This window comes from Aquimarina sp. ERC-38 (assembly GCF_026222555.1).
In the GTDB taxonomy this organism is placed as follows: Bacteria; Bacteroidota; Bacteroidia; order Flavobacteriales; family Flavobacteriaceae; genus Aquimarina.
The window spans coordinates 1,736,995-1,763,576 of sequence record NZ_CP098511.1; the positions used below are offsets into that span (position 1 = coordinate 1,736,995).

Here is a 26,582-nt window from a genome sequence, read left to right on the forward strand (position 1 = left end):
AGCAATAGCGACCTGCCCGTCCGCAGGTGGGTCCTGAATCTTTACCGAACACTAATGGATTATAATAGCTAGGCCATTTTCTAAAGGCTTCTCACAACATCTTCTTATTTAATAAAAAAGCATCAATTATTCTTTTTTAAAGACATCCATTAAACGACCTTTGCCATAAAAGAAACGTAAAATTGAAATGATTTTTTGAGAAGAAATGACTTCTTTAACTCTAAAACGGGTTAGGTCTAAAAAAGGCTTGTACTTTTCTTTGACGACAGATTTAGGGTGACAAAATTCTAAGATACCCTGATCCCCGTGGATTTGCCCAAAACCGGATTTGCCAAAACCTCCAAAAGGAAGTGCCGGAATCGCAGTATATACCCACATGCTATTGATAGAAACCATACCCGCTCTCAGGTTTTTGGTGATATTTGAAACCTCTTTCTTTCCAAAAACAGAGGCTCCCAGAGCATAATCGTGATTATTTGCTTTTTCTACAGCTTGTGCAGCATTTTTAATGGGGATAATTGCTAGAACAGGTCCAAAGGTTTCTTCCTTCATCAGCAACATATCCTCTGTAACATCAACCATAATCATGGGAGGTACTTTATTTCCTGTTATATTTTCTAAAGCTCCAAAAACTAATCTGGCTCCTTTAGAAAGGGCATCCTGAACTTGGTTTACAATAATATCGACTTGTTGTGTTTGCGCAATTTTGGGAATATCTTTTTCAACTTTTAGGTATTTGGTTTCATCAACAACTTTATTTAAAAAAGTTTCAAATACATCCTCCATTACATAACAACGTTCTACGGATATACATGCTTGACCTGCCAGACTAAAAGCACCCCATGCGGCTTTTTGAGCTGCTATATCTAGATCAGCGTCACTTAAAACAATCATAGGGTCTTTGCCCCCTAATTCTAATAATAGAGGAGTTAAATTTTCTGAGGCATTGCGCATTACAGATTGCCCCGTTTGATATCGTCCGGTGAGTACAATTTTATTTACGTTAGATTGTACCAGGTTTATTCCAATTTCCTTACCACCGTGTACTACCTGGACCATATTTTTAGCAGGAAAAACTTTTTCCGTAATTTCTTTAATAATATCGGCTACGCCCGGAGTGACTTCTGAGGATTTCAAAACAATCGAATTTCCGGCAGCAATAGCTTCAATTATTTGGTTGAATGGTGTGTAAAAAGGCATGTTCCAGGGAGCTAACACGAGGATAACTCCCATAGGCTGGTATTGTATTTCGGCCTTGTAATTTATCATAAAACCGGAAGACATTTTTTTTGGTTTAAGAACCTTTTTTAATCTTTTAATTACATAAGTAGTATGATGTAAAACAGAAAAAACTTCCAGGAGCCCTTCTTCATAGGTTTTGCCATTTTCTTGATGTATGACGGCAGCAATATCTTCTATCCGGTTAGTGATTTCAGTTCGTAATTTTTTTAAAAATTGCTTTCTTTCATCATAATTATAAGCAGACCATAATTGAAATGCTTCTCTTGCCTGTTGAATTACTTGATGAGTATCATTCTTTTTAATAACCTCATTATACAGGGGTGGGTGTTCTAAATCCATAAGCCTTAAATAATAAGTACTAAAAATAATATTAAAAATCGGATTTTATTTGATTGATACTTAAGAACTTTGGAAATATTAGAATGAGAACTTAAAATTATAAACTTTAAGTAGATATCAAGTTCTAGGGAATAAACCATAATGGCATAGCCTGAGAAATTTTTATTTTTTAAACTTCTATCCGTAAATTTTGGTTGATTCAAATATATAACTACTAAAAAAATTATAAATCCATTAACATTACTTCTTAAATTAATGAGTCCTATAGAATTCTCTTAAGATATTTGATATATTTAGATGATCAATTACATTCAATATGCTAGGGGTACAAAAAAAATCACAGCCGGTTCAATGGCTTAATTTGCTACTATTAATAATTACACTGGTAGCATTTCCGTTTATATCTTCGATCACAATTTTATCTGAGCAAGTACAATTTGCAATTATCTTAATAGTTTTTACTTTTTTAGGTTTACCTCACGGTTCAATGGACCATATTATCTTTAGAAAATTAAGAGATAGTCAGGATGAGAAATCGACTACGGACAAAGCATATATATATTCTTCTATCCTTAAAATGGTATTGTTTGCTTTAGTTTGGTTTATTTCTCCATTAATAGGCTTTGTAGCTTTTATATTAATGTCTGCCTATCATTTTGGTGAATCACAATTGTATAGCTACCTGCCTTCAGAAAATAGAAAAGTATCACAACTTCTCTATCTACTCTGGGGGGTTACCTTATTATGTTCCATAATGATCATTCATTTAGAAAGCACACAAAAGGCGTTATTTAGCATATTTCCATATTTTACCCAAGAGCATGACTTTTATAAATTTATCGAATCGAACGCATTGTTCCTGTTCCTTGGGCTTCAATTGGCAAACCTTTTTGGTTTTATTTATTTATTCATTAATAAATTTATGAAAACACTTGATTTTGTCCTGGAGATCCTGATTCTGTTTAGTTTGATATGTGTTTTTTATTACACGCCTTTATTCATTGGCTTTATATTTTATTTTGGAGTATGGCATTCTATAAAAGCAATGCAACAAATCTTTATGTTTCGGTCAAAGAAAGGGGCAAGTTATACTATTAAGAAATACTATAAAGAAACCTTCTTATACTCAATACTAACCCTTTTTGGATTAATAGGTATTATCATTATCGATCGGTATTTTAATTTACTAGGAGATTATACCTTATTATTTTTTATCCTTATATCTATTCTGACAGCGCCTCATTTTCTCCTTTTTGGTAAAATGATCGCTTCTATTAAATAAAATTTAGAATTATGAAAAACGTTCTTCACACAACTTTAGCTTCTTCTAATTCCCATACCATTAACAGCAAACTTATTTTTGATTATGCCATTATAGGTATGGGGGTTGCCGGTTTAAAACTGGCTATGGAGATGAAATCAGACCCCTTCTTCAGTAATAAACAAATATTAATTGTAGATGCAGAAATTAAAAACGAAAATGATAAAACTTATTGCTATTGGGAATATGGCGAAGGACATTGGGATGAGATTGTCAAGAAAAGCTGGAAGCATATAGAAGTATTTGACCGTAAAAAAAACAAACAAATAAAAAGTATAGCTCCTTTAGTTTACAAACAAATAAATTCTATAGATTTTTATAACTATTGTATTAATGCTTTAAAAAAAGACGATTGTTTTACCTTTTTAAACCAAAACGTTTTATCTGTCGCAGAGGCTAATGGTAAATGTACGCTTCAAACGGATGCTCATAAAATTATTAGTGATTACGTATTTGATAGTCGGGTAGAAGAAAAGTTTTTTTCAAAAAAGGAAGATCATTTATACATCAAACAGACTTTTGTAGGTTGGTTTATTAAAACGGATCAACCTATTTTTGATCCAAATACCTTTACTTTTATGGATTTTCGCTTACAATGGGAAAATTCAACAAGTTTTACCTATATTCTTCCTACCTCAACAACAGAAGCTCTAGTTGAATTTACGCTGTTTGCTAATTATCGTTTAGAACGAGAAATATATGAGCAAAAATTAGAGGAATACCTAAATATATATTACCCGGATGTAACTTATGAAATTGTGGAAGAGGAGTATCCGATAAGACCTGTCCCCATGACAGCATTTGATTTCGACAAAAACCCTTCTAAAAAGATTATTAAAATTGGTATTGCGGCAGGATGGACAAAACCTTCCTCCGGGTTCACTTTTAAAAGATCAGAGAAGTTTATTAAAGAGATTATTCAGAATTTAAAAAATGAAAAGCCTCAAAAGCATGTAAATAAATTAATACCCTGGCGATTTAGGTATTATGATTTGCTTTTATTAAGAGTGTTAAAGCATCAGGAACACAATGGCACCAAGCTTTTTATAGCCATGTTTCAATTGTCAAAAGTAAATATTTTGTTTAAATTTTTAGATGAAGAAACAAACCTTATAGAAGAATTTTTATTTATGATAAGGCTACCTAAATGGCCATTTATAAGAGCTATTTTCTCTAAAAATTAATATTGAATTTGTAGTAATTTCTAAATCAACAGAAGTTGTCATTTTTATCTAAAATAAAATATTAGTTCTCGATGCTTATCTATGTAAAAATTATTGAAGTAGTAGTTTGTTTATTATGAGATTATGTCCTATTTAGCGTCCATACATTTAAAAACAGATAGAGATCATCCTTATCCCTATAATGTTCCGGCTATAAAATTTGCTAAAAATATTGATGTGTCTGATAACATCACCTTTATTATTGGGGAGAATGGTTCTGGAAAATCTACGTTATTAGAATCTATTGCCTTTAGATTACAGCTTCCTCATATGGATGGGAGGGGATACCATAAAAAATGTTTTGATGCAGCCAGAAAATTACTGCCTTATTTAGAATTAAAATGGAATATTGAACGTTCCGTAGGTTTTTTCTTTAGGGCAGAAGACTTTGGGGATTATCTAAATAGTGTGCATCGTGCGGATGTTAATTTACACAATCAAATGGGAATTTTAGATGAGGACGTTCCGGATCATATTATTCAGCAGATGAAAGATAGTGCGAATTATCAATTACACCAGGTTCGCAGAAATTACGGACAAGAGTTGGACACCTTTTCTCATGGAGAAGCCTATATGCACATTATGAACCAAATGGTAAATCAGCGGGGCATTTACCTGCTGGATGAACCAGAAGCTTCGTTATCCCCTTCAAAACAATTAGCATTTATGTATTTTTTACAAGAGCATTTGCAAAATTTTAATTCTCAATTTATCATCGCTACCCATTCTCCCATGTTGATGGCGTATCCTGATGCTACGATCTATGAAATAACAGATATGGGTATGAAAAAAACTGCACTTGATGAAACTGATCATTATTCAATTACCAAATCGTTCCTAACTAACCCAGGTGCATTTTTAAGGCATTTTTAAGTGGTAGTGGATTGTTTTTAAACGAAAACCATGCTATCACAAACTTACTTTAGTTATTATTAGTATCCGGTTAAAATAAATAAAAGTTTAGAAGACATAGTAAAATAAGGTAATTCCAAACTTTGAACTGTTTGGAGGTTGCTTTTTCACTTTTTTAAAAATAATTTGTTCTTTAACCTATATATCTATTAAAATATTGATTTTCAATACTATAAGGATTAGTCTTGATTCTTGTTTCTAGAAGCGATAGCGACCTGCCCGTCCGCAGGCGGGTCTTGAATCTTTACCGGACAATAATGTTAAGAAATAAGTATCTAAAGAAACTAAACCTACAATAGAAAAAAGACACATATTTCCCTACTAATTGAACGGACTAAAATTAATTATTTGTTAAGGTAGCATCATTTTTTGGTAATAAACAATAGTTAAAAAAGTACTACTTATTTAAAGAAAACCTAAATTATTAACTTATTTTATTTTGAATAATGTATTCAATCCGTTGATAAAGAGACGCATTAACTAATTTTTTAGGTTAATTAACAATTTGTTAAGGTTAAACCATTTGTCTTATGAAAAAAAACATCTGTGGCAAGTAGAAGTATTCGTATAGTGAATCTTTGTAGAACTAATTAAAACGATTCATAATATGGAATTTAGCAGTAGTAAGCGTTCACACAAAACTATCTATATAACATTTCTTTTTGTTATGTTCATTTTTGTAATGCAAGCGCAAACAACTACCATAAGCGGTAACGTCCTCGGTGAAGGGGTACCGCTACCCGGAGTCAGTATTTTTGTAAAAGGTAGTACGATAGGAGCAGTTACGGATTTTGATGGAAATTATGAAATTAAGGCAAATGAAAATGCAACTTTGGTTTTTAGTTATGTCGGTTTCCAAACACAAGAAATAGCCATATCTGGAAATACTATAATTGACGTAATAATGCTACCGGATGTATCAAACCTCGAAGAAATTGTAGTCATAGGATATGGAACCCAAAGAAAAAAGGAGCTCGCAGGTGCAGTGGGTCAGGTAAAAGCAGAAGAACTGGTTAGAATGACAACTACGGATATTGGTACGGCGCTTCAAGGACAAATATCCGGGGTAAGTGTTACTTCAAGTACAGGACAGCCGGGAGAAACAGCAAATATTCTTATTCGTGGTTTTTCTTCTCTACAAGATGGACAAAACGGTCCTTTATATGTAGTAGACGGAATCCCCTATGACTTTGATCCGCAATTAAGTATTAGCGAAATCGAAAGTATTGATATCTTAAAAGATGCTGCCTCTTCTTCTATTTATGGAACCCGAGGTGCCGGGGGGGTGATTCTAATTACAACCAAAAGAGGTAAAGTGGGTCAAATGGATATTACATTAAATGGCGAATATGGCGTTCAGGAAATTACCTCATACACTCCGTTTATGGAATCGTATCAATATACTTATCTGGATTTATTAAGAAGTTCCAATACATCTGATAAACCTTTTGATAATATTAATGCAGAAATTCACAGAAATGCCAACTGGTTTACTAATAATACAAATATTGAAGATAATATTTTAAATGATTTGGCGGCGGTTCAAAACCATTCTCTAAACGTCGCAGGAGGGGCAGAAGGCTTAACTTATAATTTTAATATCAACCTGTTTGATCAAGAAGGGATCATGGTTAATTCCGCTTATCGGCGTTTAAACTTAAGATCTAACGTGCAGTTTAAAAAAGGAAATTGGAAAGTTTTTACAGGTTTGACTTTTAGCAGAGACCGTCAAGAACGACCACTGGGCAATGTATTTTCTCAGATATTTGAATATAAACCTTTTCAGCCACCTATTAACCTGGGAGAAACAGCTTTAACAGATGTAACGGAGTTTGAACCGGATTTCGCAGAAGGTTTAGGTCAGGTACGAAACTTAGGATTTGTCGCCAGGCGTTTAAATTCAACGAATGTTTTAGACGGAAGCAATACCGGAGCTAATGTTCAGATTGACTACAATCTTTTAGAAGGTCTTAAACTCACCGCTCGTGGTGGAGCTCAATACAACACTAGAAAAGGAGATAGAATTATTCCTTTACTGAACGTTTTTAATACACAAGGAGTGTTAATTCCACCGCAACCCTTTGAAGTCACTTCAAAAAGAACTTCCCTTTTTGAATATGAAAAATTAACTTTTGAAGGAATTTTGAATTATGATAAATCTATAGGAAAACACAACCTATCCTTACTTTTAGTAAATTCTATTGAAAGGTCCGAAACACAATTCTTTGAAGCAGAAAAAAGAGATCAGGCTAATGAGCAAATATCAGTTTTTGACGGATATACACAGACCTTTAATATCGCATCAAATGGTAGGGATAATGTAAGAACACTTATTGGGTATCTAGGAAGAATTCAGTATAACTATGATGGGAAATACCTGTTTAGCGCTAGTATCCGTAGAGATGGCTCCTCACAGTTCAGTCCTCAAAACAGGTGGGGGATGTTTCCATCAGTAATGCTTGCCTGGAATGTTTCAGACGAATATTTTTGGGAAAACCTGGGCGCTTCGGCCAGCAGTTTAAAATTAAGAGCCACCTATGGAACCACGGGTAATGACCGATTCACTCCGTATGGTAATCAAGCCGTTGTAAATTTAGGCCAGGATTACGTATTTGGAAGTACGAATGCTTCGCCTGGTGTAAGTGGTAGTCAAACCTTATCCTTTGGTACGATTCAGGAAAGGTTTGCTAATGAAAACGTAAAGTGGGAAACCTCTGTTGAATCCAATTTAGGATTTGATTTGGGTTTATTTAAAAATAGCCTGACTATCTCCGGAGATTATTATAGAAACGAAAAGAGAGACCTTCTCTTCAACGTGGTAAATGCACCGTCAACTGGGGTTTTTGGAAATAATAGAAATATTATCCTGAATGTTGGAAATATGGAAAATATTGGAATTGAATATGCAGTAAATTACAGACATCGTGGTAAAGGAGGGTTTAACTGGAATACCGGTATTACCTACTCTCAAAATACAAATAGGGTAACTAAAACCAGTGATAACAATCCCATTATATTTTTAGACCAAAGTTTTGTTTCAAACAGAAGTGATGTTCCTGAACGTGTAAGTGTAATTACAGAAGGTTTTGAAGCAGCATCCTTTTTTCTAAGAGAAACAGATGGTGTTATTAGCACTCAAGAAGAATTAGATGCATATACCGCAGAAGTTGATGATCCCGATGCAGAAATCGGTAGTTTTAGGTATATAGATCAACTTACCGTAGATACGGATGGTGATGGGGTTCCGGATGCAGGAGATGGTATCCTTGACCAAAATGATAAAGTATATAAAGGTAGCGGTGTTCCGGATTTTGAAATGGGGGTTAACTTTAATGCTAATTATAAAGGTATTGATTTCTCTATGAGTTGGTTCGGGTCGTATGGAGCTGAAATTATGAATGGAAGTAAGGCCTATGCCTACCAATCCGGTACCCATCAGGATTTATATTATTCATGGACTACCCAAAACACAACTTCTAATATACCCTTATGGGAATCGAGAAACACGGCATCGTATCGGGGGGGCTCTGATTTCTGGTTAGAAGATGGTTCATTCATCAGACTTAGAAATATATCCTTAGGCTACTCGCTATCTAAAAAAATAATTGACAGATTAGGAATAAGTACTTTTAGGATTTACCTCCAGGGGCAAAACCTGGTTACATTAACAAAATATACCGGGTACGATCCGGAAGTAGGAAACAATGGTTTTAGTCAACGGGGAATTGATTTAGGAACCTTTCCCATTAGTCGTCAGTATAAACTAGGACTACAAGTAAAATTTTAAAATTAAGGTTATGAAAAAAAATATAAAAACATACTTTAACAGCTTAGCCACCGTCAAAGTAGCTACCTTATTACTAATCAGTGTAGTTTTACTTTCCTGTGATGAAGATTTTTTAGAACAGGTGAACCCAAATGAACTGACCACTGGTAGTTTCTGGCAAAATAATAACGATTTAAATGCCGGATTAACGTCGGTGTATAGCGTCCTAAAGAATAATAATATTCTGGGGATTGAAAATGAAAATCTTAGAGCAGATATCGCTACCCATTTACAATGGAGAAATATGCTGGCACCTAATGAGATGTATGATCAGACCTTTAATGTAAACTCTAGATATGTCAGAGATCGATGGAATAATTTATATTTAGGGGTATTTAGAGCAAATCAGGTGATAGAAGCTTATGAAAGATTAAAAGACACCTATGTATCAGATACTGAAAGAGAACTGGGTGAACGGATTTTAGCGCAGGCAAGAGCGTTAAGGGGGTTTTACTATTTTACCCTAAATCATAGTTTTAATGAAGGTAATATTCCCTTGTTAAGAAAAGTTCCATCTACTTTTGAAGAATTTCAAACCGCACTTTCTACCTCAGATGATGTAAAATCGTTTTTCAGGGAAGACCTTAAATTTGGGATGGATAACCTTCCTAATTCCTACGACGCCTGGAGTGAATTTGGTAGTGATAACCTGGGGCGTATTACTGCGGGAGCTTGTGAAGCATTACTTGGGCAAAGTTATATTTATGAAAATGATTTTGTAAATGCAGAAATACATTTGAAAAATGTGATAGATAATTATGGATACCAATTGGTAGACGATATTTCAAAAATATTTACCGGAATTGAAGAATTTGGACCAGAATCTATCTTTGAAATCAATTATACTACCGATATTCAATTAATTGAAACTGGAGAACGCAGCCTTACACACAATCTTTCCCATAGGTTGCAAAGTTTTAATTTACAACCCGCTACCTGGCTAGCCCTAAAATACAGAGAAGAAAAAATTGACACCTTAGATCCTGCAAACACCCGTACGGATGCTCCCATTTTTGATAACCGGGGTGAAATTACAGGTACCGAAACCAGATTTCGAATCTACAGTTTGAGAATGCAGAATAGTATGTCTTCTGCAGATGATCCCGATGCTCCGATCTACGGAGTTACTAATGGGGAGTTGGGGAATGCGGGAGGAGAACCTCCACACGGTAGAATCAGGCAAAATATGTTTAAAAAATACATTCACTGGAATATAGATAACCAGGGTGAAGGTGAAGATGACTCTACAGAGTTTAATAATCAATCGGATATCAATTTAATTTTAATAAGACTAGCAGATGTATATTTGATGTATGCAGAATGTATGATAGAAAAAGGAGACGTTTCTGAAGCTTTACGTTATATTAACAGAATTAGAAAGCGCTCTCACCTTATTCTTTTAGGAAGTGAAACTGATCCGAGTGCAGAATTTGCTGATGGACAAACTACCTATATGGATGATATCGATTTTAATCCTGACAACGGTATGCAAACGGTAAATGCGGCTAACTTAACAGAACATTTGCGATTTACAGAACGTCCCTTAGAATTATCACTTGAAGGTAATAGACCGGTGGACTTAAGACGTTGGGGAGTTTATAAACAACGCTTACAGGATTTAGCCAGTGTAAGTTATAGTTTTGTCAATATGGAAGTAAATAGTAATGGGAAACACCCCAGGCGTTTTAAACCCTTTTCGTTTAGAGACGGTGAGGACTTGCCAGCGCATTTCTCACCCCATGGGCCTGTAGTTTCCAGTCAGCCTACCATTGCTGATAATACCCTGGGTGCCCAGAGATTTACAGAAAGTGACAATGCCTATTTACCGATGCCTCAAGATGAAATTGATGCAAATTTAAATTGGAATATTTTTGAATAATAAATATGAGAACAATGAAATATATTAAAAATATAATAGCGGTTTTCTTACTGATTATAGTGGTGATCGGTTGTCAGGAAGAAAGTACCGTGGCCAGGGATAATGCCTTTACTGCTTTAGGATTTACAACTAGCTTTGGTGCGGGGGTAAATAAACAAACTACAGTAAACCAATTTGAATCTTTTATGGACTTATCTTCCGGGGCTACACGTCACGAATGGCGTATACCGGAAGGAGCATTTTTCTTAAGAGGGCCTATTCCTAACCAGGTTAAAATTTTTGATCCGTTTATTATCAATCCCGGAACTACCGTATCTACGGATAGAACCGTGCACGTACTGTTTAAAGATGGAAGTTCTAGTACCAAGGTAACACTATACAACGAATTTGCTGACTCACTTGCTTTTCAAGCCAGACGTTGGAATCCGGCAGATAGTACGGTCGTAGATACTCTTACCAGAACCATTCGTATGGGTGATAAATGGGTATATGAATACGAACTGAATCTGGATGTGTATGATACCATTGTTCCTGAAATGCGTATCAGGGATATTAATGGAGTCAATATAGATTTGCAAAGCACAGATGTTATCAACCTTAGTCAGGGCGATCAATTGATTTTTGAAGATTTACGATCACCCAGTAATAATGCAAGACCCGATCTTACTACCTTTAGAATAACCTCTCGTAATCCTTTTGAGGTAGTTTATGATAGTGAAGAAATGACATCGGCAATTGATACCATTACTTTTGATGCAGGCGTAGGAGAATTCACGGGTTTATTAATTTCAAAAAGAGATCCAACGGATAACTTGGCCGGAGATACGCAACGTTTTGAAATTCCAGTAATCTTTAATGTTCGGTAATGTTGAAACTATTTTCATTCAGTTTTCTTGTAATTCTATCCGTTTTCTCCTGTAAAAAGGTTCCTGAGAAAATTGAAGAAGAAAAGAAACCGAATATTATCTACATTATGTCAGATGATCATACCACACAGGCTTTTGGTATCTATGGGAGCAGGTTAGCCGGTTTAAACCCAACCCCAACGCTGGATGCTATAGCAAAAGAAGGAATGATCTTTGAAAATTGCTTTGTCACCAATTCTATCTGTACCCCCAGTAGGGCAACCATTATTACCGGGCAATACAGTCAGGCAAATGGCGTACTGGATTTAGAAGGCAACGTGGCTACTAGCAATCAATACCTGCCGGCAGAAATGAAAAAACTGGGTTATCAAACTGCTTTGGTAGGCAAATGGCATTTAACTCACCAACCCAATTTTGATTACTATAATATTTTTACAGAGCATCATCAGCAAGGTTCCTATTTTGACCCCTATTTAACAGAAAGTACGATGCATTACGAGCCCTTTAATAGTATGCCTGATTATGAAGGGAAACAATACAAAGGACATAGTTCTGATGTTATTACTGATATTATCTTAGATTGGTTAAAAAACAAACGGGATAAAAACAAACCTTTTTTTCTAATGCATCAGTTCAAAGCACCTCATGATGATTTTGAATATGCCCCCCGTTATAAAGATTATTTGAAGGATATTTTTATACCGGAACCCTCAAGTCTGTATGATAATAAAAATAATGGTTCCGTAGCAACAAGAGGAAAAAATGATTCGCTACTATCCGTAATTGGTTCTTCAGTTTCAAAAAGAAATACCATTCGAAATATGGGAATGCGGATATGGAGTACAGAATTTACTTCCAGAAATAACCCCGATTTTGACATAGACCGAACAAAAAATCTTAGTGATCGAGAACATACTCAGGAAACTTATCAGGAATATCTAAAACGCTATTTAAGATGCGTAAAAGGCGTAGATGATAACGTTGCTCGTTTAATCGACTATCTAAAGAAGGAAGGATTATACGAAAATACCATAATTGTGTATACCGGAGATCAAGGATTTATGCTTGGAGAACACGATTATATAGATAAGCGGTGGATGTACGATGAATCCATGCGTATGCCTTTTTTTGTAAGGTACCCTGAAAAAATTAAGGCCGGATTAAGAACAGATGCCATTATTAACAATACTGATTTTGCACCTACGCTCATTGATTTGGCAGGAGGACAGGCTCCCGAGCAAATGCAGGGTCATAGTTTTAAGCATATATTGCAAACCGGTCAGGAACCGGAAGATTGGCAACAATCCACCTATTACAGGTACTGGATGCATATGGCACATGCACATGCTAATCCTGCCCACTTTGGGATTCGTACAAAACAGTATAAACTGATTTTTTTCTACGGTAAATACTGGGTGGATACTAAAGATCCGGATGCGGATTGGAATAAAAAAAGCTGGGGTAACCGTTTTGAATTAGATACACCCGTTGCCTGGGAATTTTATGACTTATCCGTAGATCCTAAAGAAATGAATAATGCTTATAAAGATCCGAAATACAAAGATATTATTACCAACCTAAAAACACAATTGCTAGCAAAACGAAAAGAACTGGATGAAGAAGATAAAGAAAGATACCCACACATTCAAAAAGTGATTGACATACATTGGAACGACTAGAATTTGCATAATGAACGCTACTTTTAAAACCCTTATACTCTTTTTTTTACTTTTTTCAATAAACAGTTTTAGCCAACTAAAGCAGGAAAAATTTAAAAAAAATTATATCTATAATATTCCTAAATGGGAAGTCCTGGATATAGTACTGACTACCAAAAACAAAATAAAATCACCATTCACCACAGCTTTTACAACTATGTTTACTCATGAGGGTGGTGCACAAATAGAAGTGCCTGGCTTTTACAATGGAGATAACACCTGGATCATCAGATTCTCCAGCGCACTTACTGGAAAATGGCGTTTTACAACAGTATCCGAGATTAAAGAATTAAATGGAAAAACCGGAAAAATTACGGTAACAGCATCTAATAGCAATAATCACGGAGCCATTGTTATTAACAAAAAAAATCCGCAACATTTTTTCTATGAAGATGGCACCCCTTATTTTTTAACCGCTTTTGAATGTGATTGGTTGTACGCACTGGATTACCATAACGATAAGAACTTGCCTAAAACAGATCATTTGTTAAACTTAATTAAAGCAAATGGATTTAACCAGATCGTTATGAACGTATTTTCTTATGACGTAAGTTGGAAAAAAGACGAAAGGTTAAAAAAACATCCTGAACATGAATTTGGCGCTCCAAAAGATATATTTCCTTTTTTGGGTACTAATGACCAACCGGACTATTCAGCTTTAAATCCTGAATTTTTTAAAAAATTAGATCGAACCATTAGTGCCATGCACGATAAAAGGATAGTTTCGCATTTAATGATTTATGTTTGGAACAAATTAGTAGCCTGGCCAGATATGAACACAGAAGCAGATAATATGTATTTTGACTATGTAGTAAAGCGTTATCAGGCATTTCCTAATATGGTTTGGGATATTTCCAAAGAAGCTTTGTACTACGGCAGGGCAGATGCTGACTATGTACATGGTAGAATAGATAGAATCCGAAAACAAGATGCATATAACCGATTACTCTCAGTTCATGATTTTAAATATTGTTCGCGTTATCCTGAGAAAGTAGATTTTATTTCTATACAAAACTGGTCGCATAATATTTATGATAAGATGATGGAAGTTAAAAAAAGGTTTAAAGACAAACCGGTTTTTAATATAGAACACGGGGGCTATGAAGAGTCACCTTATGTGGTTTTTACCGGTGATTATACGAATCCCGAAATTTGTCTGCGTCGTAATTATATGTGCCTTTTTGCCGGCGTATATACGACGTATTACTGGCAGGGCACTTCCTGGAATGTAATTATTTACAATCCTTTTGAACAACCCGTTGATTTTATAAAACCCAGGTTTGATTATTTTAAACCTATGAAAAAACTGTTCTCTCAATTTGAATTCAATACACTAAAACCAACCCCTGCCAAAAATGGAAGTGCCTATAATTTGACGGATGATAAAGGAACGGTTTTATTATATATTCATAAAGAAAACTATGGGATAGATGCTGCCTTCTTAAAAAATAAAAAAGAACCGAGGAACTATCAATGGTTTCATACCTTAACCGGAGAAATGACGGAGGTGAAAACCATACAGAATATTAGGAAATTTGTTTCACCTTGGAGCGGTACAGCAGACGCCATCCTGATTTCAAAGTTAGAATAGGGAATGAGCATTTTTTAGTCATATCATCTATTATAAAAGACATACGTTTTGTCATATTAATACTTGTAAATGTTACTTCGTAACGCATTATTTTAGGAAATTAAAACCTCAAAAAATCATCTAACAATTAGTACTATGAAATTAAAAATATACAAGTTGTTTACATATCTGTTAGGTTCCGTTTTGCTGATATCATTATCATGTGCAGACAAAAATAAAAACAGAGATATTGCGCAACGTCAAAAACCGGTTTTTGAAGCTAATTGGGAATCTATCAAAACAAACTACAAAGATCCGGAATGGTTTAACAATCAAAAATTCGGAATTTTTATTCACTGGGGCGCTTACACGGTTCCTGCTTACGGTTCAGAATGGTATCCGAGGAATATGTATATGGACTCCGCCGTTTTTACGGCACAGTTAAAGCATCAAAAAGATGGTCCGTCAAGAGAAAATACACATCATTTAAAAAATTGGGGAAACCTAAAAACCTTTGGGTATAAAGATTTTATACCTATGTTTAAAGGTGAAAATTTTAACGCTACAGAATGGATTGACCTATTTCAAAAAGCAGGTGCAAGATATGTAGTTCCGGTAGCAGATCATCACGATGGGTTTGCCATGTATAAATCGAATACTACTCGATGGAACTGCGTTGATATGGGGCCTAAAAAAGATATTTTAGGCGAACTTATGAGAGAAGGTCGGGCAAAAGGACTCATTATGGGAGCCTCTTCCCATTATGCATTTAACTGGTCTTTTTACAACAAGAAAAATCATTTTGATACTACTGACCCTCAATATGCAGATTTGTACTCAAGTAAAGGAACAGACGTAAACGAACCGGTTTCCGAAGCGTTTAAAGCTGCCTGGTGGGAAAGAACAAAAGATCTGATAGATAACTATCAACCCGATATCTTATGGTTTGATTTTATGCTGGATACTCCGGACTTTAGGGAGTACCGACCTAAATTGGCTGCTTACTACTACAACAAAGGATTGGAATGGGGTAAAGAAGTCGTATTACAAGACAAAAATTTTTATGAAGAAGCATTTCCTAAAGGAACGGTTATCTACGATCTGGAGCGCGGTAAACTGCCTGGAATTCGAAAATTACCCTGGCAAACCGATACTTCTATTGGAAAAAATTCCTGGTCTTATGTAACTAACTGGAAGTCTAAAGAAACTAATGCATTAATCGATGACCTGGTAGATATCGTTTCAAAAAACGGAAACTTACTGCTGAACGTAGGACCTAAATCTGACGGTACTATTCCGGAAGATCAGAAGAAAATTTTATTGGAGATGGGGAACTGGTTGTCCATAAACGGCGAAGCCATCTATGATACAAAATATTGGAAAACCTTTGGCGAAGGACCTACCGAGGTTAAAAAAGGACATCATTCAGAAGGGAAAAATAAAGGATTCTCTTCAAAAGATATTCGGTTTACAACAAAAGCTAATAAGTTATATGCTATAGTCTTAGATTGGCCGGAAGATGGCAAAGTAAATATTAAGACATTAGCAAAAAATGCCGAATATCTGAAAGATACAAAAATAACTGATGTAAAAGTGTTAGGGAGTACCGATCAGATAAAATGGTCTCAAACCGATAAGGGATTGATGGTTGATATGCCAAAGGAGAAACCCTGTGATTACGCTTTTGTAATTGCACTTAATATGAACACAAAAAAAGTATAGAATACGTATTTTAGAAGCTATTTTAAATCAAGTAAAAGGAATATCGTAAATGCTAAAAACAGATAGTAAAATAGATCATAAATTAGTTACCATAAATTCGAACAGGCTACCGGTGAGAAGTGTAATACTGCTTTTTTTTATACATATAGTCACTTGTTTTTCTCAAAAAGTGGATTTGTCTTTTCAAGATGCATCTTTACCGGTAGATACCCGGATAGAGCTGTTGGTTTCTCAAATGACCGTTGAAGAAAAAATAAACCAGCTTACGAATGGTGCTCCTGCTATCCCAAGATTACAAGTTCCTGATTACGATTGGTGGAGCGAAGCTTTGCATGGCGTGGCACGTAATGGTAAAGCTACCATATTCCCTCAGGCTATTGGCTTGGGTGCAACCTTTGATCCTGACTTGGTTCAAAAAGTCGCTAATGCTATTTCAACCGAGGCAAGAGCAAAATATGCCATATCTCAGGAAATGGGAAATCATAGTAAATTTGCAGGCCTGACTTTCTGGTCACCCACGGTAAATCTTTTTAGAGATCCTAGGTATGGGCGCGGACAAGAGTGTTACGGCGAAGACCCTTATTTATTATCAAAAATAGGGGTAGCTTTTGTAAAAGGCTTACAGGGAGATAACCCGGATAAGTTAAAAGTAGCTGCATGTGCTAAGCATTTTGCCTTACATTCAGGACCGGAACATGATAAGCTGAAATTTAACGTAAGCCCTTCAAAACAGGATTTATATGAAACGTACTTCCCTGCCTTTAAAGCATTGGTAACCGAAGCAAAAGTGGAAGGGGTGATGATGTCATATAATATGGTCTATGAAAAACCAGCCGTTTTAAATTCTTTTTTAATCCAGGAAATCTTAAGGGATACCTGGAATTTTGACGGATATATAACTTCGGATTGCGGAGCAATTTCAGGCATTTCCGGGAAGGATGGTTTTGTCAGCACCCCTGTAGAAGCTGCGGCAATGGCTTTAAAAGCCGGTACTAATTTAAACTGCGGACAGGCATATAAATTATTAACCAAGGCCTTAGAAAAAGAATTGGTTACGGAAGAACTTATTCATGAGCGCACCAAACAGTTATTTAAAACCCGGTTCCGCTTAGGTATGTTTGATTCACCGGATACAAGTTCTTACAAAACCATCAGTTCAGATCATATTCATAGTACAGAACATATTGAATTAGCTCGTGAGGCTGCCCAAAAATCAATAGTGTTGTTAAAGAATAAAAATAATGTACTTCCTATTTCAAAAGATATTAAAGTACCTTATCTAACCGGCCCGTTTGCTAATTCTAATGATATGTTAATGGGGAGTTATTACGGAGTAAGTTCTAATGTGGTAAGTATCCTGGAAGGAGTTACGGATGCCATATCTTTAGGAACCTCTCTAAATTACAGAAGCGGTGCCTTACCTTTTCATAAAAATATAAATGAGAAAAACTGGGCGCCTAACGTAGCAAAGGAATCCGATATTGTAATATGCGTGGTAGGATTAACGGCCGATCGAGAAGGGGAAGGTGTAGATGCTATCGCCTCTGATCATGGTGGAGATCGTAAAGACCTTAAACTACCGGAAAATCAAATCAACTATATTCACCAGCTGGTCGAAAAGAAGAAAGGCCCTTTAATCCTGGTTGTGGCAAGCGGAAGTCCTATCTCTTTAGAAGGTATTGAGGAACACTGTGATGCTATTTTACAAATTTGGTATCCAGGAGAACAAGGTGGGAATGCTGTGGCAGACGTACTTTTCGGTAAAATTTCGCCGTCCGGTCATCTACCAATCACCTTCCCTAAAAATGTAGAGCAGTTACCCCCCTACGACGATTATTCGATGAAAGGCCGTACCTATAAATATATGACCAAAGAACCTATGTTTCCATTTGGTTTCGGACTTACCTATTCTAAAACGAAGTTTAGTGACCTATTGGTAAACAAAACAACGCTAAAATCAAAAAATTCTTTGGAGGTAGAATTAAAAGTTGCTAATACCGGAGATTTCGATATAGAAGAAGTCGTTCAGCTGTACGTAAGTCCGGAAAATACTAGTGAAAATTTACCTATACACAGTCTAAAGGCATTCGAACGTGTTCAATTAAAAAAGGGGGAGACTAAAACGATAAACCTCTCTTTAACTCCCGAAGAATTAAAAGTAATTGATAAAAACGGAGAAAAGACCTGGTTAAAGGGTAATTATAAAATTTCGGTTGGAAATGCTTCCCCGGGACCTTTAAGTAAAAAACTAGGAGCAACCGTACCTCTGGAAACCACAATTACTTTACGATAGGTGATGCGTGGATTGACCTTTTTAATACTAAAACCCATAAACATATAGCTAAATGAGTATAAAATGGCATAGAAAATTCATGTTATTTAATGTTGATTTAGCTATGTCATAATTTAAATATCAGAATAACATAGATAATGAGACTCATAAACCTGCTTGTAGTACTTTTTTTAGGTTTAAACAGCTATATGTTTGCCCAATCAAAAGAAGTTGCAAATTATGCCACACCAGAGATGGAAGAACAGGTAGAAGCGCTTTTACAAACCATGTCTTTAGAAGAAAAGCTGGCTCAAATCACGGGTACGCGTTTACGGGAAATCATGGTAGATGGTAAACTTTCCTTGGAGAAATGTCGAGAACATATTCCACATGGTATTGGTCATTTTTGTCAGTTTTCATCAGGACTAACCTTATCTCCTGAAGAATTGAGAGACCTGGTTAGAGAGATTCAGCAATATTTGGTCACAGAAACCAGAACAAAAATTCCGGCTATTTTTCATGAAGAAGCCATTACCGGCTTTGCTACGCAGGGTGCAACCACTTTTCCGCAACAGATTGGCGTAGGTTGCTCCTGGAATCCCGAAATCGTTCGGAACAATGCACGTTCTACTGCACAAAATATGCGCGCTGCCGGGGCTACCTTAGCATTATCCCCTATGTTGGACTTAAGCAGAACAGCACATTGGAATCGTTTAGAAGAAAGTTATGGTGAAGATGCTTATTTGACTTCAAAAATGGGTGTTGCCTTTGTAAGAGGTTTGCAGGGTGACGATTTTAAAACGGGCGTAGCAGCTACCGTAAAACATTTTGCCGGTTACGGAACTTTTAACAATAACGAAAAAGAATTATATGAAGAATATTTAATGCCACATGAAGCAGCTATTAAAATCGCAGGGGCAAAAAGTGTAATGCCATCCTACGGGAAATACAAAGCCTTACCGGTTGTGGCTAACCCTACCATGTTAGATCAAATGTTACGTAAAGAGATTGGTTTTGACGGGTTAGTAGTGAGCGACTACTTTTCTGTTTCTAAAACGTATAAAGGCTATAAGCAAGCACCTTCAGAGATGATTGCCGGCGCCATGGCAATTAATGCAGGGGTAGATGTAGAACTAGCATCGCCCATTGCCTATCCGTTATTACCGGAAGCTTTACAAACGGGGGATGTATCTATGGAAACGATTGACGCAGCAGTAAAACGCTCTTTATTGATGAAAGCCAAACTAGGATTGTTAGATAAAGATCCGGTTATAGGAAAAGAAGGAACTTTAGATTTTGATCCTTTGGCTAACCGTAAATTAGCTTATGAAACTGCGGTACAATCTATTGTTTTATTAAAAAACAACGGTATTTTACCTTTAAGTAAGAAAGTAAAAACGATAGCTCTGGTAGGGCCAAATGCAGCTACCGTTCACGGCTTGTTGGGAGATTACACCTACCAATCCATGATTTCTTTTTGGCATAGTAAAGAATTTGACCCTACTAATCCCAAATTAGTAACCCTTAAGGAAGGATTAGAAAACAGGTTAAATTCTAAGGTGAAGATCCTTCACGAAAGAGGTTGTGACTGGAGTGCCCCTTTAGAATCAAAAATTGATGCCAGTGGTTTGGGAGATGACCGATTAAGTAAGTTAAAATTGTTGACTATAAAAGGATTGCCACAACCCGATTTACAACGTGCCATTAAATTTGCAACGCAGAGTGATGTTATTATTGCCGCAATGGGCGAAAACTTATATTTATGTGGTGAAGGTAGAGAACGTAAAGGTATTCGTTTACCAGGATCACAAGAGGCTTTTGTAGAACAGTTACTTAAAACGGGTAAGCCTGTTATCTTAGTGATGTTTGGTGGCCGCCAACAATTAGTAAGTAAGTTTGAAGACCGATGTGCAGGAATTATCCAGGCGTGGTTTCCGGGAGAAGAAGGCGGTAACGCAGTAGCAGATATCATTACCGGAAAAGTAAATCCGTCTGCTAAGTTATGTGTAACCTATCCGAAAACCGAATCCAAAGCAGAAATTAATTATAAAAACGGGTATCCTGATCAGAATTTAGTGCAATATCCATTTGGTTATGGGCTTTCTTATACGGACTATACGTACTCTGATCTAAAAATAAATTCTGAAGCTAAAATTACTGATCAGCGTATTACTATGTCGTTTAAAGTGAAGAATACAGGTAAGGTGAAAGGTACTGAAATCGTACAATTATATATTTCCCCCTTAGATACTCAAAGTACAATGAAACCTATTCAATTAAAAGGTTTTCAGCGGGTAAGCCTTAAACCGAAGGAAGAAAAAGTACTACAATTCAAAGTTTCTCCACAGCAATTTGCAGAGTATAAAAATAGCCAATGGGTGATTGAGCCGGGGCTTTATAAATTTATGATTGCCGCATCCAGTACAGATGTTCGACTGGAATCTCAGATAGCATTAAAAGGTCCTAAAAAAGTTTTAGAAAATGGCAGGTCGGTATTTTTTGCACTAACCGAATAATTAGAAAAACAAGTAAAATAAAATACAAATGAAAAAAGGTCTCTTATTAATGCTAAGTCTGGGTTTAATGTTTGGGGTTTTTGCGCAACAAAAACCAAACGTTATTGTCATTCTAGCCGATGATATTGGTTTAGGAGATGTCTCTTACTATCGTGAAAAACATACAAAAGAAGTTATATCAAAAACTCCTAATATAGATAGGTTGGCAAAGGAAGGTATAGCCTTTACTAATGCACGTACTCCGGCAGCACTTTGTGCACCTACCCGTTATGCGGTTATGACAGGTAATCATTGTTATAGAAGTTATGCACCCTGGGGAGTCTGGAGGTTTTATGAAACCTCACCCATCAAAACGGATCAGTTAACATTAGGATCACTCATGAAAAAAGCGGGGTATCAAACCTCTTTCTTCGGAAAATGGGGATTTGGAATGGATTTTTATGAAAAAGGTACCACTACGGTCTATAAAACTTCCGGAAAAAAGGTTGAAAAAAATATTGACGTACACCAAATTGCAGGTAAAGGACCCAAAGAAAATGGGTTTGATTATAGCCTTACCTTTCCTTCCGGCATTCAAAATATTCCATATGTAGTGTATGAAAATGAAAAGTGGATGCCCTTAAAAGCAGATTCTGAAATCGGATTTATTTCACAGGAGAACATGACTAAAATTGGGGTAGTACTGGATAAAAGTGAAGGTCCTGGCGATACCCACTGGGATCCGCACAATATGGGGCCGTTACTGGTAAATAAAGCGGTTAATTATATTAAAAACTCCAGAAAAGGAGATCCCTTTTTCATGTATTACTGTTCGCTGGCCGTACATCTGCCACATACACCTACTAAAAGTTTAAACGAAATTGCTATTGCCAATACAACTCCCTCCCGTCATTTGGATATGGTAAAAGAACTGGATGTACAACTAGGAATGCTTATAGATGCACTTAAGGAAAAAGGTATTTATGACAATACCTTACTAATCTTTACATCAGATAATGGAGGATTATCTAATAAACAATCAAAAGCATCCGGGCATAATTCCAGTGATATCTACCGTGGTGGGAAAAACAAGATGTATGAAGGCGGCAATAGAGTGCCTTTAATCGTTTGGTGGCCAGGAAATGTAAAACCTAATTCCGTTTCTGAAACTCCTGTTTTGGGGATCGATATTATGGCCACTTTAGCTGCTATCACCGATCAAAAAATAGAAGGGGATAATGCAATGGACTCTTCAAGCTTGCTACCTATATTAAAAGGAGAAGACACATTAGTCCATCCGTTTATCATGACACAATCCGGTAGTGGGAAGCAAAGTATTATTATTAAAGATGGTTTTAAATTAATCATGCAACATGATAAAACTGATAAGACATACAGAAGTAGAAAACCTATTGCTTTGTTCAATCTGAACAATAACCCTACAGAAAAGGAAAAAGGCAATCTAATTAAAAATCCGAGCTACACTTCAAAGGTACAAGAGCTATTTACTTTATATAATACCACCAGAAATAGTGGGATAAAAACGAGGAGTTAAGTCAAGGGTAGATTGTTAAACATTTTCAAGTAAATTTTAAAACCTGCTAAAAAAGGAGTTATCCAGTTTTAGCAGGTTTTCTTACTATTTTTATGAACGGAAAAAGTTTTATTTTTTAAGAAATTTTGTTGTTATCGATGCCTCATTTTGATTGGTGATATTTACAATGTAAGCTCCGGTTGTCAGATCAGCAACGGATACGGTAAGCGTTTGGTTGTCGTTATTCTCCTGAATAATGCTTTCCTTAACCAGGTGACCAAGTAACGAATATATTTGAATTTTTCCTTTTCTAAAACCTGTATTTTCAGGTAACTCAATATTCAAATGATCACTGACGGGATTCGGAAAAATTTGAAGTTTTGCAACCAAGTTTTCAGGAGTGCTTAAAGTATTTTCCGTATCTTCAATAGCGTTGATACCTGCCGTCCAATAGGTACCGTTAAGCTCATAAGCACCAAGATCCGGTGCCTTCCCTTTAAATCTCTTTTTAAAACCTGCAATGATGATACCTTTATCAACTACCGCACTTCCCGGCGTAGGCATAAAATTTTTATTTGCCTTATCTTCAAAAGGTAATTTAGCTGAAATTAAATTACTTCGGATATCAAAATCCTTAGCCGTTTCGCTAAACCAACCTTCCGTATTCGCAAAATTATTATAAACCTTATTTTTCTCCTGAACGTAACCATTTACCCAGGAACCCATGGCTCTTTCAGCATTCCAAATCGTATTATGGTAAAAATTCAAATGTGTATTATTCCAGTTTACCTGATATCCACTCCAGGACACGTTCCAAACCACATTATGGTGAACCGTATACCCTTTGCTATTATTATCCAGGTAAATTCCTGCGGCTTTGGCAGGTTTGCCTTTAGAATGAGAATAGGCGGGTGCCGTAGCATCATGAAACCAGTTATGGTGTATCTCAGAGTTTTTTAAGTTAGCATTACCTACAGTGTAAAAAACTCCGGAATCACTATTAATTCTTTGTGATGCTGAAACATCATTATAAGCGATTGTACAATTATTTCCGTTTACATACATTCCGTCTCTACCAGCATTAAAGATAGTATTTTTTAATACCTTCATATTATTAGCACTGGTTCTGATAGGCGATGCATGAATCCCTAAATAATCCGTGTTACTTACCATATTTCCTTCAATAGTGCAATTAGTAGCTGCCCAGCCTGGTACCAATATACCGTTTGCCGAGCTATGGTTGATGGTACATCCTTTTACCAAGGTATTATCGCCAAGAACTTCCAGAGACGCTTCACTAATTTGAGCGGATTTATTAGTTAAATCATCATAACCCTCACTACCATGAATGATTTTACAATTGATTATCTGATTATTATTTGCATTATTATGAATTTTCACACTTCCGCCAAAAAAGCTTAATCCTTGAAGTCTTACATAATCTCCTTTTATTTCTGAAATATATTTAGACCTTGCAAATTCAACAGTGCCATTATTGGGCTTAGTGCCGTTAGCAGGCTGGAGGTAAAGTGTTTTTGTTGAGGCATCATAAAACCATTCGTTGGCATAATCCAATACTTCTAATTTATTAAATAAATAGAGTTGACCTCTTTCATTTCTAGGATAGTTTCTTTTAACTGTTGGGTTATGCGGGTTAAAGGGCCAATTATTTATATTAACACCATTGTGATTAATTCTATTACCGGTGCTGCTTGTAATTCTCCGGGTCCAACTGGCTCCTGAATGTGCACCGAGGTAATAAACTAACCCACCGGTCCAATTGATTTTCGGCATATTGTTGACGGTAAAGTGATTACCGTTTCCTCCGGTTACCGGAGTGCAGTTAATAGTCCAACGATTGTTGTCCGTATTATTTGGCCATCTTGCCAGATCCATATATTTACCATTATGGTAGACAGCTCTATACCGTTCGCCAATCTTCATATCTACGGTAGCTTTGTAAATATTACCTCTATGTATTTGCCACCCATTAATTTTAGTAGTAGCACTAATTTCAACCTTTTCGCCGGGTGCAGCTTTAAAGGTTAAGAAATTATTTTTAGTACCGTTCTTGTTAATGTTTAATGGTTGTTCGTAACGACCACCCCTGATAATACAAACATCACCGGCTGACATGGTCGACACTGCTTTGCCAAATGTTTTATACGGTTTGTTAATCGATCCGTTTCCGGTCGTATCATTTCCATCTGTAGCCACGTAGACATCTTTGGCAATACTTACTGTAGTTGTTAATAATAAGAGAAAGAGCAAATAAATGTTAGTTATTCGGAACATAATTCAATATTAAATGTAAAAAAGTTGAGTAGTTGTGTAAGGCTTTTTAATTCCTTGTTATAATCAATGCTAAAATTACATAAATATTGTGTTAATTTCTAAAAATTAATCCGTTTTACCGGTTAACTCCCTATTACTTTTTATGATTCTTTCCTTTTGTTCCTTAGTAAGTTGCTGTTTATAATACACCCCCGGACTATGGTAAACGTGGTGTTTTTTCATTTCCGGATCGTCAATGTCCAGACTGAGGTCACAATCAAACCTAACCAGGTTTGCATGATTGGTCGACCATCCGTTAACCGCTGTAAAATGCGCTAAACCCCAGGTAATACCCCTACCGTCTTTTGTGTTGGTAAAAGCATCAGGAATATAAGGACCGGCTGCAGTAGGCATTAACTCTACCATAGAAGCTATCTTAAAATTAACCCCATCTTCTGCAAACTGAACGGTGTTGTGTTCGTTCCCATCTTTTATGGTCAATGCGGCAATTCCCTGTTTAAAAGGAAAAAGTGTGGTTTCATGACCGGAGGCTAAAACAGGGTTCATTGAACTTTTTGTAAATGGCCCAAACGGACTTTCAGCGGTTGCCAGGCCTTGCATACGGACTAAATTCGGTTTTTGATTAAAATCTGATTTGTAGTATAAATAGATTTTATCTTTATAGACGAGGGGATAAGGGTCATGGATAGAGTATTGATCCCAGCTGTCCTTAGGTCCATTCGGAATGACAATTTTGTTAGTGGCTGTCCAGGGCCCATTCGGAGATTCGGCATAAGATAATAGTACCGGACAGTCGTCACCTCGTAAACCACTAGCTTCACTAAATCCCTGGTAATACATATAATATTTACCTTGCCATTTTAAAATATCTGCTGTGGTTACGGATCGATGCCCCGGATTTGGTTTCGGTGGTCGCGGGATGGCAACTCCCTGTTCTTCCCAGGTAAAACCATCAAGGCTGGTTGCATACCAAATTTCAGAAAGATCCCAATCTGAAGAAGGAATGGTTTCCGTACTTGATTTTGCTCCTTTTGGCGAAGTTACCGTATGCCTGTAAGTATACCAGACGTAATACTTTCCGTTTTCAAAAATTACTTTTGACGGATCACGCCTACTAATCGTGCCATCTGCATTACTATAATCAAAACCGTTAAGTTTAGTGTACTTGAATTGAGTATATAATTCGTTGGTCTCCGGGCTTGGAGTTACATAATTTTCGTAATTGCGTTCTAATGCCCTGCTTAACGGAAAGTCCGGTTTTTTTTCTGGTAACATAAAGGGAAAATGATTATCCTGAGCGCCACAAGGAATGGATAAAAAGCTTATACAAACTAGTAAATACCAATGTTGCTGAATTGTTTTCATTAA

The 26,582-nt window shown here is 36.2% G+C and carries 15 protein-coding genes; 12 read left to right on the forward strand and 3 right to left on the reverse strand.

Going from position 1 to position 26,582, the window contains the following annotated elements; genetic code table 11:
• Window positions 1-126: 126 nt before the first annotated feature.
• On the reverse strand, window positions 127-1,581 hold the full coding sequence (locus NBT05_RS07355) for an aldehyde dehydrogenase family protein (protein ID WP_265772845.1): 1,455 nt from the start codon (window positions 1,579-1,581) through the stop codon (window positions 127-129).
• Window positions 1,582-1,897: 316 nt separating this feature from the next.
• On the opposite strand from NBT05_RS07355, the gene NBT05_RS07360 reads away from it, so the two are divergent.
• From NBT05_RS07360 to NBT05_RS07415, 12 genes are all read left to right on the forward strand, one after another.
• On the forward strand, window positions 1,898-2,863 hold the full coding sequence (locus NBT05_RS07360) for a Brp/Blh family beta-carotene 15,15'-dioxygenase (RefSeq protein ID WP_265772846.1): 966 nt from the start codon (window positions 1,898-1,900) through the stop codon (window positions 2,861-2,863).
• 11 nt (window positions 2,864-2,874) lie between these two features.
• On the forward strand, window positions 2,875-4,086 hold the full coding sequence (locus tag NBT05_RS07365; RefSeq protein ID WP_265772847.1) for a lycopene cyclase family protein: 1,212 nt from the start codon (window positions 2,875-2,877) through the stop codon (window positions 4,084-4,086).
• Window positions 4,087-4,209: 123 nt separating this feature from the next.
• Window positions 4,210-4,998, forward strand: a complete 789-nt coding sequence (locus tag NBT05_RS07370; RefSeq protein ID WP_265772848.1) for an AAA family ATPase — start codon at window positions 4,210-4,212, stop codon at window positions 4,996-4,998.
• A gap of 706 nt (window positions 4,999-5,704) precedes the next feature.
• Complete coding sequence (locus NBT05_RS07375) at window positions 5,705-8,824, forward strand: SusC/RagA family TonB-linked outer membrane protein (RefSeq protein ID WP_265772849.1); 3,120 nt, start codon at window positions 5,705-5,707, stop codon at window positions 8,822-8,824.
• Window positions 8,825-8,834: 10 nt separating this feature from the next.
• Window positions 8,835-10,742, forward strand: coding sequence for a RagB/SusD family nutrient uptake outer membrane protein (locus NBT05_RS07380; RefSeq protein ID WP_265772850.1), 1,908 nt, complete (start codon window positions 8,835-8,837; stop codon window positions 10,740-10,742).
• 14 nt (window positions 10,743-10,756) lie between these two features.
• Window positions 10,757-11,608: a hypothetical protein gene (locus tag NBT05_RS07385; protein ID WP_265772851.1), complete on the forward strand. Its 852-nt coding sequence runs from the start codon at window positions 10,757-10,759 to the stop codon at window positions 11,606-11,608.
• Complete coding sequence (locus NBT05_RS07390) at window positions 11,608-13,287, forward strand: sulfatase (RefSeq protein WP_265772852.1); 1,680 nt, start codon at window positions 11,608-11,610, stop codon at window positions 13,285-13,287. The genes NBT05_RS07385 and NBT05_RS07390 overlap by 1 nt, the downstream gene beginning before the upstream one ends.
• 10 nt (window positions 13,288-13,297) lie before the next feature.
• Window positions 13,298-14,917: a DUF5060 domain-containing protein gene (locus NBT05_RS07395; RefSeq protein ID WP_265772853.1), complete on the forward strand. Its 1,620-nt coding sequence runs from the start codon at window positions 13,298-13,300 to the stop codon at window positions 14,915-14,917.
• A gap of 135 nt (window positions 14,918-15,052) precedes the next feature.
• Entirely contained in the window at window positions 15,053-16,618 is a 1,566-nt protein-coding gene (locus tag NBT05_RS07400) for an alpha-L-fucosidase (RefSeq protein ID WP_265772854.1), read from the forward strand.
• A gap of 49 nt (window positions 16,619-16,667) precedes the next feature.
• Complete coding sequence (locus tag NBT05_RS07405) at window positions 16,668-18,911, forward strand: glycoside hydrolase family 3 C-terminal domain-containing protein (protein ID WP_265772855.1); 2,244 nt, start codon at window positions 16,668-16,670, stop codon at window positions 18,909-18,911.
• 188 nt (window positions 18,912-19,099) lie between these two features.
• Window positions 19,100-21,406 (forward strand): glycoside hydrolase family 3 N-terminal domain-containing protein, encoded by a 2,307-nt coding sequence (locus tag NBT05_RS07410; RefSeq protein ID WP_265772856.1) that lies wholly within the window; start codon window positions 19,100-19,102, stop codon window positions 21,404-21,406.
• A 28-nt stretch (window positions 21,407-21,434) separates the two neighbouring features.
• Window positions 21,435-22,940, forward strand: coding sequence for a sulfatase family protein (locus NBT05_RS07415; protein ID WP_265772857.1), 1,506 nt, complete (start codon window positions 21,435-21,437; stop codon window positions 22,938-22,940).
• Between the two features lie 108 nt (window positions 22,941-23,048).
• Here the strand turns inward: NBT05_RS07415 and NBT05_RS07420 are convergent, their stop codons facing one another.
• Together NBT05_RS07420 and NBT05_RS07425 are read right to left on the reverse strand one after the other, a co-directional pair.
• Window positions 23,049-25,190 carry a T9SS type A sorting domain-containing protein gene (locus NBT05_RS07420; protein WP_265772858.1) on the reverse strand — a complete coding sequence of 714 codons (2,142 nt, stop codon included), beginning with the start codon at window positions 25,188-25,190 and terminating at the stop codon, window positions 23,049-23,051.
• Between the two features lie 129 nt (window positions 25,191-25,319).
• The gene (locus tag NBT05_RS07425; RefSeq protein ID WP_265772859.1) at window positions 25,320-26,579 is read right to left on the reverse strand and encodes a glycoside hydrolase family 117 protein; all 1,260 of its coding nucleotides are present in this window, start codon (window positions 26,577-26,579) and stop codon (window positions 25,320-25,322) included.
• Between the last annotated feature and the right edge of the window lie 3 nt (window positions 26,580-26,582).